Source organism: Bacillus sp. SN32 (assembly GCF_002837495.1).
Taxonomy (GTDB): Bacteria; Bacillota; Bacilli; order Bacillales; family Bacillaceae; genus Bacillus; species Bacillus subtilis.
The window spans coordinates 1289297-1303315 of record NZ_PJCT01000001.1 but is presented as its reverse complement, the minus strand read 5'-3'; the positions used below and the strand labels follow the sequence as shown (position 1 = coordinate 1303315).

Genomic DNA, 14019 nt, shown 5'->3' with positions numbered 1-14019 from the left:
ATACATAGATTAAGAAATAAATGTGAATTTGGGGACAAGGGTGATATTTTTGCAAGACATCTACGGAACTTTAGCCAATCTGAACACGAAATTAAAACAAAAGCTGTCTCATCCTTATTTAGCGAAGCATATTTCTGCGCCGAAAATTGATGAGGATAAGCTTCTTCTTTTTCATGCTTTATTTGAAGAAGCTGACATAAAAAACAACGACAGAGAAAATTATATTGTAACAGCGATGCTTGTACAAAGCGCCCTTGATACCCATGATGAAGTGACGACAGCTAGAGTCATAAAACGAGACGAAAACAAAAACCGCCAATTGACTGTTCTCGCGGGCGATTATTTCAGCGGGCTGTACTACTCTTTACTATCTGAAATGAAGGATATCTACATGATTCGGACGCTTGCTACAGCCATTAAAGAAATCAACGAACATAAAATTCGTCTATATGACCGTTCTTTCAAGGACGAAAACGATTTTTTCGAAAGTGTCGGCATCGTTGAATCAGCTTTATTCCATCGTGTGGCGGAACACTTCAACCTTCCGTGCTGGAAAAAGCTGTCGACTGATTTTTTTGTATTTAAGCGGCTTATGAACGGAAATGATGCATTTCTGGATGTGATCGGCAGTTTTATACAGCTGGGAAAAACAAAAGAAGAGATATTAGAAGATTGTTTTAAAAAAGCGAAAAACAGCATTGAGTCACTTCTGCCTCTAAATTCACCTATTCAGAACATTTTAATAAACCGTCTGAAGACAATCAGCCAAGATCAAACCTATCATCAGAAAGTGGAAGAAGGGTAAACCATTATGCAGGACTCAAAAGAACAGCGCGTACACGGAGTATTTGAAAAAATATATAAAAACTATGACCAAATGAACTCTGTCATCAGTTTTCAGCAGCATAAAAAATGGCGCGACAAAACGATGCGCATCATGAATGTAAAAGAAGGCGCAAAAGCACTTGATGTCTGCTGCGGAACGGCTGACTGGACGATCGCTCTTGCAAAAGCGGCTGGCAAAAGCGGCGAGATCAAGGGCTTGGATTTCAGTGAAAATATGCTGAGTGTCGGCGAGCAGAAAGTAAAAGACGGCGGATTCAGCCAAATTGAACTGCTGCACGGAAATGCGATGGAGCTTCCTTTTGATGATGATACATTTGATTATGTCACCATTGGCTTCGGACTCCGCAATGTCCCTGATTACTTGACTGTACTGAAAGAGATGAGACGTGTAGTGAAGCCGGGCGGGCAGGTGGTATGTCTGGAAACGTCCCAGCCGGAAATGTTCGGATTTAGACAGGCTTACTTTATGTACTTTAAGTATATTATGCCGTTTTTCGGGAAACTGTTTGCGAAGAGCTATAAAGAATATTCTTGGCTTCAAGAATCAGCCAGAGATTTCCCTGGAATGAAGGAACTGGCAGGCCTGTTTGAAGAGGCGGGCCTGAAAAATGTTAAATATCATTCGTTTACTGGCGGAGTCGCTGCCACGCATATCGGATGGAAATGAAAACACAGATGTTTGGGTGAATGATATGAAATTTAAAATGGCCTACTCTTTTTTAAATGACGATATTGATGTAATCGAAAGAGAACTTGAACAAACCGTACGTTCCGATTACCCGCTTTTAAGCGAGGCAGGTCTTCACCTGCTGCAGGCCGGAGGGAAACGTATTCGTCCTGTTTTCGTGCTGCTTTCCGGCATGTTTGGCGATTACGATATTAATAAGATTAAATATGTCGCCGTCACTCTGGAAATGATTCACATGGCATCTTTGGTTCATGATGATGTCATTGATGATGCGGAGCTTCGCCGAGGAAAACCGACAATCAAAGCAAAGTGGGACAATCGTATTGCGATGTACACAGGCGATTATATGCTTGCGGGATCTCTTGAAATGATGACGAGAATTAACGAACCGAAAGCCCATAGGATTTTGTCACAGACGATCGTTGAAGTTTGTCTAGGGGAAATTGAGCAGATCAAAGACAAATACAACATGGAACAAAATCTCAGAACGTATCTCCGGCGTATCAAAAGAAAAACGGCTCTCTTGATCGCGGTCAGCTGCCAGCTTGGTGCCATTGCGTCTGGAGCTGATGAGAAGATTCATAAGGCATTGTACTGGTTTGGGTATTACGTCGGCATGTCTTATCAGATTATTGATGATATTCTTGATTTTACTTCAACTGAAGAAGAGCTGGGTAAACCCGTTGGAGGAGATTTGCTTCAAGGAAACGTCACATTGCCAGTGCTGTATGCCCTGAAAAATCCTGCATTAAAAAACCAGCTTAAATTGATTAACAGTGAGACAACGCAGGAGCAGCTTGAACCAATCATTGAAGAAATCAAAAAAACAGATGCAATTGAAGCATCTATGGCAGTAAGCGAAATGTATCTGCAGAAAGCTTTTCAGAAATTAAACACGCTTCCACGAGGGCGCGCACGCTCGTCTCTTGCAACCATCGCAAAATATATCGGTAAAAGAAAATTTTAATTTTTGTAGATATTAAGAAATTTCTCCGCCCCGGATTGATTAATTATCAGAAAGATGTTACGATTTCGGTGTGCAGTGTGAAAGCCTATACATACATAATGATGGGGTGGAGAATATGATGGAAAAGACTTTTATCATGGTGAAACCAGACGGTGTCCAACGTCAGCTCATTGGGGACATTTTATCTAGATTCGAACGTAAGGGCTTACAATTAGCTGGCGCCAAGTTAATGAGAGTGACTGAACAAATGGCTGAGAAACACTACGCCGAACATCAAGGAAAGCCTTTCTTCGGAGAGCTCGTTGAGTTTATTACTTCAGGACCTGTATTCGCAATGGTGTGGGAAGGCGAAAATGTCATTGAAGTGACGAGACAGCTGATCGGGAAAACAAACCCTAAAGAAGCTTTACCTGGTACGATTCGTGGGGATTATGGCATGTTTGTCGGAAAAAACATCATCCACGGCTCTGATTCTCTCGAAAGTGCAGAACGCGAGATTAACATTTTCTTTAAGAATGAAGAATTAGTATCATATCAGCAGCTTATGGCAGGCTGGATCTATTAATCATTGTGAAAATAAGTAACAGAGCCGGCATCATATAACGCCGCCGGTTTTTGATCTGTTTTGTAAAGGTTTACATTAAAGTGAATAAAGGGTTGAATGGCAGTGTGCATCAGACCTCTGCCTTTCCCAACGATCTAAAATCAGCTGAAAAGCTGATTTTTTTATTGAAACAATACAATTTCCTGATAAAACAAGCTATACTAGGACAAAAAGACAGCGAGACTGGGAGAGTAGAGATGGATACATACAGCGTATTTACAACGAAATGGAAACAATTAACCGGAGTCGATTTGACACTATATAAAGAAGCACAAATGAAGAGAAGGCTAACGTCACTTTATGAGAAAAAGGGTTTCCAAAGCTTTAAGGACTTTGCGGCGGCATTGGAAAAGGATCAAGCTCTCTTAAATGAAACATTGGACAGAATGACGATCAATGTTTCAGAATTTTATCGTAATTATAAAAGGTGGGAAGTTCTTGAGACTGCAATTCTGCCGTTAATCAAGACCTCTAGGCCTTTAAAGATTTGGAGTGCCGCCTGCTCAACGGGGGAGGAGCCATACACGCTTGCCATGCTTTTGGACCAGCAAAAAGGTCTTCCGGGCTATCAGATTTTGGCGACGGATATTGATGAAAAAGCATTGGAAAAAGCGAAAAAAGGCGTTTATCAGGAGCGGTCTTTACAGGAAGTGCCGCTATCTGTGAAAGATCGTTATTTTACGCAAAACGCAAATAGAAGTTATGAAGTAAAACCGGAAATCAAAAAGAATATTACATTCAAAAAGCACAATTTGCTGGCGGATCGTTATGAACAAGACTTTGACTTAATCGTGTGCCGCAATGTATTTATTTATTTTACAGAAAGCGCGAAGGAAGAGCTGTATTTAAAAATGGCACATAGCTTGAAGAAGAATGGAGTTCTTTTTGTCGGCAGCACCGAGCAAATCTTCAATCCCGAGAAATTTGGCCTAGTCCCAGCCGATACATTCTTTTATCAAAAAAGATAGACTGACTTTTTGCTGAAAAATATGTTATAGTAGTCTTACTTAAAAGCGTTAATGCGATGAAGGGAGAAGAAGTCATGAGATATTTAACAGCCGGAGAATCACACGGCCCCCAACTGACAACCATTATTGAGGGTGTACCTGCCGGGCTTTACATAACGGAGGAAGATATCAATTTTGAGCTTGCCAGACGCCAAAAAGGACACGGCCGCGGCCGCCGCATGCAGATCGAAAAAGACCAGGCCAAAATTATGAGCGGGGTGCGCCATGCACGTACACTCGGTTCACCAATTGCTCTCGTAGTTGAAAATAACGATTGGAAGCATTGGACAAAAATCATGGGCGCCGCTCCAATTACAGAAGATGAAGAAAAGGAAATGAAGCGCCAGATTTCCAGACCGAGACCTGGGCACGCTGACTTAAACGGTGCAATTAAATATAATCATCGTGATATGAGAAATGTGCTTGAGCGTTCTTCAGCAAGGGAAACAACTGTCAGAGTGGCGGCAGGGGCTGTAGCTAAAAAGATTCTTTCTGAGCTTGGCATTAAGGTGGCGGGCCACGTGTTGCAAATTGGCGCTGTTAAAGCTGAAAAAACAGAATATACGTCAATTGAAGACCTGCAGCGCGTAACGGAAGAGTCTCCTGTCAGATGCTACGATGAAGAGGCAGGCAAAAAAATGATGGCTGCCATTGATGAAGCAAAGGCAAACGGAGATTCCATCGGCGGAATAGTAGAAGTCATTGTCGAGGGAATGCCGGTAGGCGTGGGCAGCTATGTCCATTATGACCGCAAGCTGGATAGCAAGCTTGCTGCCGCTGTTCTGTCAATTAACGCATTTAAAGGTGTGGAATTCGGCATCGGATTTGAGGCAGCAGGGCGAAATGGAAGCGAAGTCCATGACGAGATCATTTGGGACGAGGAAAAAGGATACACCCGTGCTACTAACAGACTTGGAGGACTGGAAGGCGGCATGACGACAGGAATGCCAATCGTTGTCCGCGGAGTCATGAAGCCGATTCCGACTTTGTATAAACCGCTGAAAAGTGTCGATATTGAAACGAAAGAACCGTTTTCCGCCAGCATAGAACGTTCAGACAGCTGTGCTGTTCCTGCGGCAAGTGTAGTCGCTGAAGCCGCTGTCGCTTGGGAAATTGCGAACGCAGTCGTTGAACAATTCGGATTAGATCAAATTGACCGCATTAGAGAAAATGTGGAGAATATGAGAAAACTGTCGAGGGAATTTTAATGAAGACACTGCATGTTCAAACTGCTTCCTCGTCATATCCTGTTTTTATCGGACAAGGTATCAGAAAAAAGGCTTGCGAACTATTAACCTCTTTAAACAGGCCTTTAACAAGGATTATGCTTGTCACGGATGAAGAAGTAGACCGCCTGTATGGTGATGAAATGCTTCATTTGCTGCAAGATAAATGGCCTGTGAAAAAAGTGACGGTACCGAGTGGAGAGCAGGCAAAATCCATGGACATGTACACAAAATTGCAGAGTGCAGCGATTCGTTTTCATATGGATCGCTCCTCATGCATCATCGCATTCGGTGGCGGTGTTGTAGGGGATCTTGCCGGTTTTGTGGCTGCCACTTTTATGCGCGGCATTGATTTCATCCAAATGCCTACGACGCTCTTGGCGCATGACAGCGCAGTCGGAGGAAAAGTAGCCGTGAACCATCCGCTTGGAAAAAATCTAATCGGTGCGTTTTATCAGCCGAAAGCCGTGCTCTATGATACAGATTTCCTGCGTTCTCTGCCTGAAAAAGAGCTTAGGTCCGGAATGGCAGAAGTGATTAAACACGCTTTTATCTATGACAGAGCGTTTCTGGAGGAGCTGCTGAATATCCACTCACTGCGTGATATCACTAATGATCAGCTGAATGACATGATTTTTAAAGGCATTTCAATTAAAGCGTCTGTCGTTCAGCAGGATGAAAAAGAAGAGGGGATAAGAGCTTACTTAAACTTTGGGCATACGCTCGGTCATGCCGTTGAGGCGGAATATGGATACGGGCAGATCACTCACGGTGATGCCGTAGCCCTCGGAATGCAGTTTGCTTTATATATAAGCGAAAAGACTGTAGGCTGTGAAATGGACAGAAAACGTTTGGTCAGCTGGCTAAAAAGCCTGGGTTATCCAAGTCAAATCAGAAAAGAGACGGAAACTTCGGTTCTCTTGGACCGTATGATGAATGATAAGAAAACCCGTGGCGGGAAGATTCAGTTTATTGTGCTCAACGAATTAGGGAAAGTTGCTGATCATACATTTTCCAGAAATGAACTTGAGAGCTGGCTGAACAAATGGCGATTGGAGGAGACATCATGATGATTCGCGGAATTCGCGGAGCAACTACAGTTGAACGGGATACTGAAGAAGAAATTTTACAAAAAACAAAACAGCTGTTAGAGAAAATCATAGAAGAAAATCATACAAAACCGGAAGATGTTGTTCAAATGCTTCTTTCGGCTACACCTGACTTGCACGCTGTTTTCCCGGCAAAAGCTGTTCGCGAGCTTTCAGGATGGCAGTATGTACCGGTAACATGTATGCAGGAAATGGACGTAACGGGCGGTCTGAAAAAGTGCATAAGAGTCATGATGACGGTCCAGACAGATGTCCCTCAGGATCAGATCAGACATGTATATTTAGAAAAAGCCGTCGTATTGAGGCCCGATTTATCATTGACAAAAAATACTGAATTGTAATACGATAAGAATAGCTTAGAAATACACAAGAGTGTGTATAAAGCGATTAGAATGAGTTGAGTTAGAGAATAGGGTAGCAGAGAATGAGTTTAGTTGAGCTGAGACATGTATGTTTATTCTACCCAAAAGAAGTCTTTCTTTTGGGTTTATTTGTTATATAGTATTTTATCCTCTCATGCCATCTTCTCATTCTCCTTGCCATAAGGAGTGAGAGCAATGAATTTCCAATCAAACATTTCCGCATTTTTAGAGGACAGCTTGTCCCACCACACGATACCGATTGTGGAGACCTTCACAGTCGATACACTGACACCCATTCAAATGATAGAGAAGCTTGACAGGGAGATTACGTATCTTCTTGAAAGCAAGGACGATACATCCACTTGGTCAAGATATTCGTTTATCGGCCTGAATCCATTTCTCACAATTAAAGAAGAGCAGGGCCGTTTTTCGGCCGCTGATCAGGACAGCAACTCTCTTTACACAGGAAATGAACTAAAAGAAGTGCTGAACTGGATGAATACCACATACAAAATCAAAACACCTCAGCTTGGCATTCCTTTTGTCGGCGGAGCTGTCGGGTACTTAAGCTATGATATGATCCCGCTGATTGAGCCTTCTGTTCCTTCGCATACAAAAGAAACAGACATGGAAAAGTGCATGCTGTTTGTTTGCCGGACATTAATTGCGTATGATCATGAAACCAAAAACGTCCACTTTATCCAATATGCAAGGCTCACTGGAGAGGAAACAGAAAACGAAAAAATGGATGTATTCCATCAAAATCATCTGGAGCTCCAAAATCTCATCGAAAAAATGATGGACCAAAAAAACATAAAAGAGCTGTTTCTCTCTGCTGATTCATACAAGACACCCAGCTTTGAGACAGTATCTTCTAATTATGAAAAATCGGCTTTTATGGCTGATGTAGAAAAAATCAAAAGCTATATAAAAGCAGGCGATATCTTCCAGGGTGTTTTATCACAAAAATTTGAGGTGCCGATAAAAGCAGATGCTTTTGAGTTATACCGAGTGCTTAGGATCGTCAATCCTTCGCCGTATATGTATTATATGAAACTGCTAGACAGAGAAATAGTCGGCAGCTCTCCGGAACGGTTAATACACGTTCAAGACGGGCACTTAGAAATCCATCCGATTGCCGGTACGAGAAAACGCGGTGCAGACAAAGCTGAAGATGAGAGACTGAAGGTTGAGCTCATGAAGGATGAAAAAGAAAAAGCGGAGCATTACATGCTCGTTGATCTTGCCCGAAACGATATCGGCAGAGTAGCAGAGTATGGTTCAGTTTCTGTGCCGGAGTTCACAAAAATTGTTTCCTTTTCACATGTCATGCACATTATCTCGGTGGTTACAGGCCGATTGAAAAAAGGGGTTCATCCTGTCGATGCACTGATGTCTGCTTTCCCGGCGGGGACTTTAACAGGCGCACCCAAAATCCGTGCCATGCAGCTTTTGCAAGAGCTCGAGCCAACACCGAGAGAGACATACGGAGGATGTATTGCCTACATTGGGTTTGACGGGAATATCGACTCTTGTATTACGATTCGCACGATGAGTGTAAAGAACGGCGTTGCATCGATACAGGCAGGTGCTGGCATTGTTGCTGATTCTGTTCCGGAAGCCGAATACGAAGAAAGCTGTAATAAAGCCGGTGCGCTGCTGAAAACGATTCATATTGCAGAAGACATGTTTCATAGCAAGGAGGATAAAGCTGATGAACAGATTTCTACAATTGTGCGTTGACGGAAAAACCCTTACTGCCGGTGAGGCTGAAACGCTGATGAATATGATGATGGCAGAGGAAATGACTCCTTCGGAAATGGGTGGTATATTGTCTATTCTTGCTCATCGGGGAGAGACGCCAGAAGAGCTTGCGGGTTTTGTGAAGGCCATGCGGGCACACGCTCTTACAGTCGATGGACTTCCTGATATTGTTGATACATGCGGAACAGGGGGAGACGGTATTTCCACTTTTAATATCTCAACGGCCTCGGCAATTGTTGCCTCGGCAGCTGGCGCGAAAATCGCTAAGCATGGCAATCGCTCTGTCTCTTCTAAAAGCGGAAGCGCTGATGTTTTAGAGGAGCTAGAGGTTTCTATTCAAACCACTCCCGAAAAGGTCAAAAGCAGCATTGAAACAAACAACATGGGATTTCTTTTTGCGCCGCTTTACTATTCGTCTATGAAACATGTAGCAGGTACTAGAAAAGAGCTAGGTTTCAGAACGGTATTTAATCTGCTTGGGCCGCTCAGCAATCCTTTACAGGCGAAGCGTCAGGTGATTGGGGTCTATTCTGTTGAAAAAGCTGGACTGATGGCAAGCGCACTGGAGACGTTTCAGCCGAAGCACGTTATGTTTGTATCAAGCCGTGACGGTTTAGATGAGCTTTCAATTACAGCACCGACCGACGTGATTGAATTAAAGGACGGAGAGCGCCGGGAATATACCGTTTCACCTGAAGATTTCGGTTTCACAAATGGCAGACTTGAAGATTTACAGGTGCAGTCACCGAAAGAGAGCGCCTATCTCATTCAGAATATTTTTGAAAATAAAAGCAGCAGTTCCGCTTTATCTATTACGGCTTTTAATGCGGGAGCTGCGATTTACACGGCGGGAATTACCGCCTCACTGAAGGAAGGAACGGAGCTGGCGTTAGAGACGATTACAAGCGGAGGCGCTGCCGCGCAGCTTGAACGACTAAAGCAGAAAGAGGAAGAGATCTATGCTTGAAAAAATCATCAAACAAAAGAAAGAAGAAGTGAAAACACTGGTTTTGCCGGTAGAGCAGCCTTTCGAGAAACGTTCATTTAAGGAGGCGCTGGCAAGCCCGAATCGGTTTATCGGGTTGATTGCCGAAGTGAAGAAAGCATCGCCGTCAAAAGGGCTTATTAAAGAGGATTTTGTGCCTGTTCAGATTGCAAAAGACTATGAAGCTGCGAAGGCAGATGCGATTTCCGTTTTAACAGACACCCCGTTTTTTCAAGGGGAAAACAGCTATTTATCAGACGTAAAGCGTGCTGTTTCGATTCCTGTACTTAGAAAAGATTTTATTATTGATTCTCTTCAAGTAGAGGAATCAAGAAGAATCGGAGCGGATGCCATATTGTTAATCGGCGAGGTGCTTGATCCCTTACACCTTCATGAATTATATCTTGAAGCAGGTGAAAAGGGGATGGACGTGTTAGTGGAGGTTCATGATGCATCAACGCTAGAACAAATATTGAAAGTGTTCACACCCGACATTCTCGGCGTAAATAATCGAAACCTAAAAACGTTTGAAACATCTGTAAAGCAGACAGAACAAATCGCATCTCTCGTTCCGAAAGAATCCTTGCTTGTCAGCGAAAGCGGAATCGGTTCTTTAGAACATTTAACATTTGTCAATGAACATGGGGCGCGAGCTGTACTTATCGGTGAATCATTGATGAGACAAACTTCTCAGCGTAAAGCAATCCATGCTTTGTTTAGGGAGTGAGGTTGTGAAGAAACCGGCATTAAAATATTGCGGTATTCGGTCACTAAAGGATTTGCAGCTTGCGGCGGAATCACAGGCTGATTACCTAGGATTTATTTTTGCTGAAAGCAAACGAAAAGTATCTCCGGAAAATGTGAAAAAATGGCTGAACCAAGTTCGTGTCGAAAAACAGGTTGCAGGTGTTTTTGTTAATGAATCAATAGAGACGATGTCACGTATTGCCAAGAGCTTGAAGCTCGACGTCATTCAGCTTCACGGTGATGAAAAACCGACGGATGCTGATGCTCTTCGCAAGCTGACTGGCTGTGAAATATGGAAGGCGCTTCACCATCAGGATAACACAACTCAAGAAATAGCCCGCTTTAAAGATAATGTTGACGGCTTTGTGATTGATTCATCTGTAAAAGGGTCTAGAGGCGGAACTGGTGTTGCATTTTCTTGGGAATGTGTGCCGGAATATCAGCAGGCGGCTATTGGTAAACGCTGCTTTATCGCTGGCGGCGTGAATCCGGATAGCATCACAGGCCTATTGAAATGGCAGCCAGAAGGAATTGACCTTGCCAGCGGAATTGAAAAAAACGGACAAAAAGATCAGAATCTGATGAGGCTTTTAGAAGAAAGGATGAATCGATATGTATCCATATCCGAATGAAATAGGCAGATACGGTGATTTTGGAGGAAAGTTTGTTCCGGAAACACTCATGCAGCCGTTAGATGAAATAGAAACAGTATTTAAACAAATCAAGGATGATCCCGCTTTTCGTGAAGAGTATTATAAGCTGTTAAAGGACTATTCCGGACGGCCGACTGCATTAACATACGCTGATCGAGTCACTGAATACTTAGGCGGCGCGAAAATCTATTTGAAACGAGAAGATTTAAACCATACAGGTTCTCATAAAATCAATAATGCGCTAGGTCAAGCGCTGCTTGCTAAAAAAATGGGCAAAACGAAAATCATTGCTGAAACCGGTGCCGGCCAGCATGGCGTAGCCGCTGCAACAGTTGCAGCCAAATTCGGCTTTTCCTGTACAGTGTTTATGGGTGAAGAGGATGTTGCCCGCCAGTCTCTGAACGTTTTCCGCATGAAGCTTCTTGGAGCGGAGGTAGTGCCTGTAACAAGCGGAAACGGAACATTGAAGGATGCCACAAATGAGGCGATCCGGTACTGGGTTCAGCATTGTGAGGATCACTTTTATATGATTGGATCAGTTGTCGGCCCGCATCCTTATCCGCAAGTGGTCCGTGAATTTCAAAAAATGATCGGAGAGGAAGCGAAGGATCAGTTGAAACGTATTGAAGGCACTCTGCCTGATAAAGTAGTGGCATGTGTAGGCGGAGGAAGCAATGCGATGGGGATGTTTCAGGCATTTTTAAATGAAGATGTTGAACTGATCGGCGCTGAAGCAGCAGGAAAAGGAATTGATACGCCTCTTCATGCCGCCACTATTTCGAAAGGAACCGTAGGGGTTATTCACGGTTCATTGACTTATCTCATTCAGGATGAGTTCGGGCAAATTATTGAGCCCTACTCTATTTCAGCCGGTCTCGACTATCCTGGAATCGGTCCGGAGCACGCATACTTGCATAAGAGCGGCCGTGTCACTTATGACAGTATCACTGATGAAGAAGCGGTGGATGCATTAAAGCTTTTGTCAGAAAAAGAGGGGATTTTGCCGGCAATCGAATCTGCCCATGCGTTAGCGAAAGCATTCAAACTCGCCAAAGGAATGGATCGCGGTCAACTCATTCTCGTCTGTTTATCAGGACGGGGAGACAAGGATGTCAACACATTAATGAATGTATTGGAAAAAGAGGTGAAAGCCCATGTTTAAATTGAATCTTCAACCATCAGAAAAATTGTTTATCCCGTTTATTACGGCGGGCGATCCAGTTCCTGAGGTTTCGATTGATCTGGCGAAGTCACTCCAAAAAGCAGGCGCCACAGCATTGGAGCTTGGTGTTGCATACTCTGACCCGCTTGCAGACGGTCCGGTGATCCAGCGGGCTTCAAAGCGGGCACTTGATCAAGGAATGAATATCGTAAAGGCAATCGAATTAGGCGGAGAAATGAAAAAAAACGGAGTGAATATTCCGATTATCCTCTTTACGTATTATAATCCTGTGTTACAATTGAACAAAGAATACTTTTTCGCTTTACTGCGGGAAAATCATATTGACGGTCTGCTTGTTCCGGATCTGCCATTAGAAGAAAGCAACAGCCTTCAAGAGGAATGTAAAAGCCATGAGGTGACGTATATTTCTTTGGTTGCGCCGACAAGCGAAAGCCGTTTGAAAACCATTATTGAACAAGCCGAGGGGTTCGTCTACTGTGTATCTTCTCTGGGTGTGACCGGTGTCCGCAATGAGTTCAATTCATCCGTGTACCCGTTCATTCGGACTGTGAAGAATCTCAGCACTGTTCCGGTTGCTGTAGGGTTCGGTATATCAAACCGTGAACAGGTCATAAAGATGAATGAAATTAGTGACGGTGTCGTAGTGGGAAGTGCGCTCGTCAGAAAAATAGAAGAATTAAAGGACCGGCTCATCAGCGCTGAAACGAGAAATCAGGCGCTGCAGGAGTTTGAGGATTATGCAATGGCGTTTAGCGGCTTGTACAGTTTAAAATGAGGTGACTGATTTGCGTATCAAAGAACATTTAAAACAGCTGAAGCCTTATCAGCCTGGAAAGCCGATTGAAGCAGTGAAATCAGAATATGGCTTGGATAAAGTGGTGAAGCTTGCTTCAAACGAGAATCCTTACGGCTGTTCAGAGGCTGCAAAAGAGGCGCTTCATCATGAGATTCAACAGCTTGCCCTTTACCCGGACGGGTATAGCGCCGCTTTGCGGACAAGGCTCAGTAAGCACCTCAATGTCAGCGAAACATCACTTATTTTCGGCAACGGTTCTGATGAAATCATACAGATCATCTGCCGGGCATTTTTAAACGATAAAACAAACACGGTTACTGCTGCCCCCACTTTTCCGCAATATAAACATAATGCGGTCATTGAAGGTGCTGAAGTACGTGAAATTGCACTTCGTCCCGACGGCTCACATGATTTAGACGCCATGTTAGAAGCCATCGACGAACAGACACAAGTCGTTTGGATATGCAGCCCGAATAATCCGACTGGCACTTATACATCTGAAGGAGAATTACTCGCATTTCTGGAGCGCGTTCCTTCACGTGTCCTTGTTGTTCTTGACGAAGCATATTATGAATATGTAACAGCAGAGGATTACCCGGAAACCGTGCCGCTCTTAAGCAAGTATTCCAATTTGATGATTTTGCGCACATTTTCAAAGGCATACGGTCTGGCAGCGCTCAGAGTCGGATACGGAATTGCTGACGAGAACCTGATTCGCCAGATTGAGCCGGCGAGAGAGCCGTTTAATACGAGCCGTCTGGGCCAGGCTGCGGCGATTGCCGCTCTTGATGATCAAGCGTTTATTGCTTCCTGTATCGAGCAAAATAATGCAGGCCTTCAGCAGTATTATGATTTTGCGAAAACTCATGGTTTAAAGTGCTACCCTTCACAGACAAATTTTGTGTTAATTGACTTTAAACGTCCTGCTGATGAACTGTTTCAGGCTCTGCTGGAAAAAGGCTATATCGTCCGGTCAGGAAATGCATTAGGTTTCCCGACATCACTCCGGATTACGATCGGAACAAAAGAGCAAAATGAAGAAATACTTGCAATTTTAGCTGAAATTTTATAAGAGGTGATCA

At 43.7% G+C, this 14019-nt stretch carries 15 protein-coding genes; all 15 read left to right on the top strand.

Annotation, left to right across the window (positions count from 1 at the left end; genetic code table 11):
• Positions 1–49: 49 nt before the first annotated feature.
• Positions 50–805, top strand: a complete 756-nt coding sequence (hepS, locus tag CW370_RS06600; protein ID WP_024572572.1) for a heptaprenyl diphosphate synthase component 1 — start codon at positions 50–52, stop codon at positions 803–805.
• Between the two features lie 6 nt (positions 806–811).
• On the top strand, positions 812–1513 hold the full coding sequence (gene menG / locus CW370_RS06595) for a demethylmenaquinone methyltransferase (protein WP_003230580.1): 702 nt from the start codon (positions 812–814) through the stop codon (positions 1511–1513).
• Between the two features lie 25 nt (positions 1514–1538).
• Positions 1539–2501: a heptaprenyl diphosphate synthase component II gene (gene hepT / locus CW370_RS06590; protein ID WP_024572573.1), complete on the top strand. Its 963-nt coding sequence runs from the start codon at positions 1539–1541 to the stop codon at positions 2499–2501.
• Between the two features lie 115 nt (positions 2502–2616).
• On the top strand, positions 2617–3066 hold the full coding sequence (ndk, locus tag CW370_RS06585) for a nucleoside-diphosphate kinase (RefSeq protein WP_010886554.1): 450 nt from the start codon (positions 2617–2619) through the stop codon (positions 3064–3066).
• A 236-nt stretch (positions 3067–3302) separates the two neighbouring features.
• Entirely contained in the window at positions 3303–4073 is a 771-nt protein-coding gene (gene cheR, locus CW370_RS06580; RefSeq protein ID WP_014477188.1) for a protein-glutamate O-methyltransferase CheR, read from the top strand.
• A 74-nt stretch (positions 4074–4147) separates the two neighbouring features.
• Positions 4148–5320: a chorismate synthase gene (aroC, locus tag CW370_RS06575; protein WP_004398727.1), complete on the top strand. Its 1173-nt coding sequence runs from the start codon at positions 4148–4150 to the stop codon at positions 5318–5320.
• A complete protein-coding gene (gene aroB, locus CW370_RS06570) occupies positions 5320–6408 on the top strand; it encodes a 3-dehydroquinate synthase (RefSeq protein ID WP_024573048.1) in 1089 nt (362 codons plus the stop codon). Before aroC ends, aroB begins: the two co-directional genes overlap by 1 nt.
• On the top strand, positions 6405–6788 hold the full coding sequence (aroH, locus tag CW370_RS06565; protein ID WP_004398675.1) for a chorismate mutase: 384 nt from the start codon (positions 6405–6407) through the stop codon (positions 6786–6788). The genes aroB and aroH overlap by 4 nt, the downstream gene beginning before the upstream one ends.
• Positions 6789–7004: 216 nt before the next feature.
• Complete coding sequence (trpE, locus tag CW370_RS06560; protein ID WP_029946591.1) at positions 7005–8552, top strand: anthranilate synthase component I; 1548 nt, start codon at positions 7005–7007, stop codon at positions 8550–8552.
• Positions 8524–9540: an anthranilate phosphoribosyltransferase gene (gene trpD / locus CW370_RS06555; protein ID WP_024573430.1), complete on the top strand. Its 1017-nt coding sequence runs from the start codon at positions 8524–8526 to the stop codon at positions 9538–9540. The genes trpE and trpD overlap by 29 nt, the downstream gene beginning before the upstream one ends.
• Positions 9533–10285: an indole-3-glycerol phosphate synthase TrpC gene (gene trpC / locus CW370_RS06550; protein WP_003230601.1), complete on the top strand. Its 753-nt coding sequence runs from the start codon at positions 9533–9535 to the stop codon at positions 10283–10285. Before trpD ends, trpC begins: the two co-directional genes overlap by 8 nt.
• A 4-nt stretch (positions 10286–10289) precedes the next feature.
• Positions 10290–10937: a phosphoribosylanthranilate isomerase gene (locus CW370_RS06545; RefSeq protein WP_024573431.1), complete on the top strand. Its 648-nt coding sequence runs from the start codon at positions 10290–10292 to the stop codon at positions 10935–10937.
• On the top strand, positions 10918–12120 hold the full coding sequence (gene trpB, locus CW370_RS06540) for a tryptophan synthase subunit beta (protein WP_024573432.1): 1203 nt from the start codon (positions 10918–10920) through the stop codon (positions 12118–12120). The genes CW370_RS06545 and trpB overlap by 20 nt, the downstream gene beginning before the upstream one ends.
• The gene (trpA, locus tag CW370_RS06535) at positions 12113–12916 is read left to right on the top strand and encodes a tryptophan synthase subunit alpha (RefSeq protein WP_024573433.1); all 804 of its coding nucleotides are present in this window, start codon (positions 12113–12115) and stop codon (positions 12914–12916) included. The genes trpB and trpA overlap by 8 nt, the downstream gene beginning before the upstream one ends.
• Positions 12917–12926: 10 nt before the next feature.
• Positions 12927–14009, top strand: coding sequence for a histidinol-phosphate transaminase (hisC, locus tag CW370_RS06530; protein ID WP_029946590.1), 1083 nt, complete (start codon positions 12927–12929; stop codon positions 14007–14009).
• Positions 14010–14019 lie beyond the last annotated feature (10 nt).

Bases quoted from the DNA above. Each gene is read 5' to 3' on its own strand.
- trpB (WP_024573432.1), top strand. From the start codon at position 10,918: ATGTATCCATATCCGAATGAAATAGGCAGATACGGTGATTTTGGAGGA.
- cheR (WP_014477188.1), top strand. From the start codon at position 3,303: ATGGATACATACAGCGTATTTACAACGAAATGGAAACAATTAACCGGA.
- aroC (WP_004398727.1), top strand. From the start codon at position 4,148: ATGAGATATTTAACAGCCGGAGAATCACACGGCCCCCAACTGACAACC.
- trpE (WP_029946591.1), top strand. From the start codon at position 7,005: ATGAATTTCCAATCAAACATTTCCGCATTTTTAGAGGACAGCTTGTCC.
- aroB (WP_024573048.1), top strand. From the start codon at position 5,320: ATGAAGACACTGCATGTTCAAACTGCTTCCTCGTCATATCCTGTTTTT.
- trpC (WP_003230601.1), top strand. From the start codon at position 9,533: ATGCTTGAAAAAATCATCAAACAAAAGAAAGAAGAAGTGAAAACACTG.
- menG (WP_003230580.1), top strand. From the start codon at position 812: ATGCAGGACTCAAAAGAACAGCGCGTACACGGAGTATTTGAAAAAATA.
- trpA (WP_024573433.1), top strand. From the start codon at position 12,113: ATGTTTAAATTGAATCTTCAACCATCAGAAAAATTGTTTATCCCGTTT.
- trpD (WP_024573430.1), top strand. From the start codon at position 8,524: ATGAACAGATTTCTACAATTGTGCGTTGACGGAAAAACCCTTACTGCC.
- ndk (WP_010886554.1), top strand. From the start codon at position 2,617: ATGATGGAAAAGACTTTTATCATGGTGAAACCAGACGGTGTCCAACGT.
- hepT (WP_024572573.1), top strand. From the start codon at position 1,539: ATGAAATTTAAAATGGCCTACTCTTTTTTAAATGACGATATTGATGTA.
- aroH (WP_004398675.1), top strand. From the start codon at position 6,405: ATGATGATTCGCGGAATTCGCGGAGCAACTACAGTTGAACGGGATACT.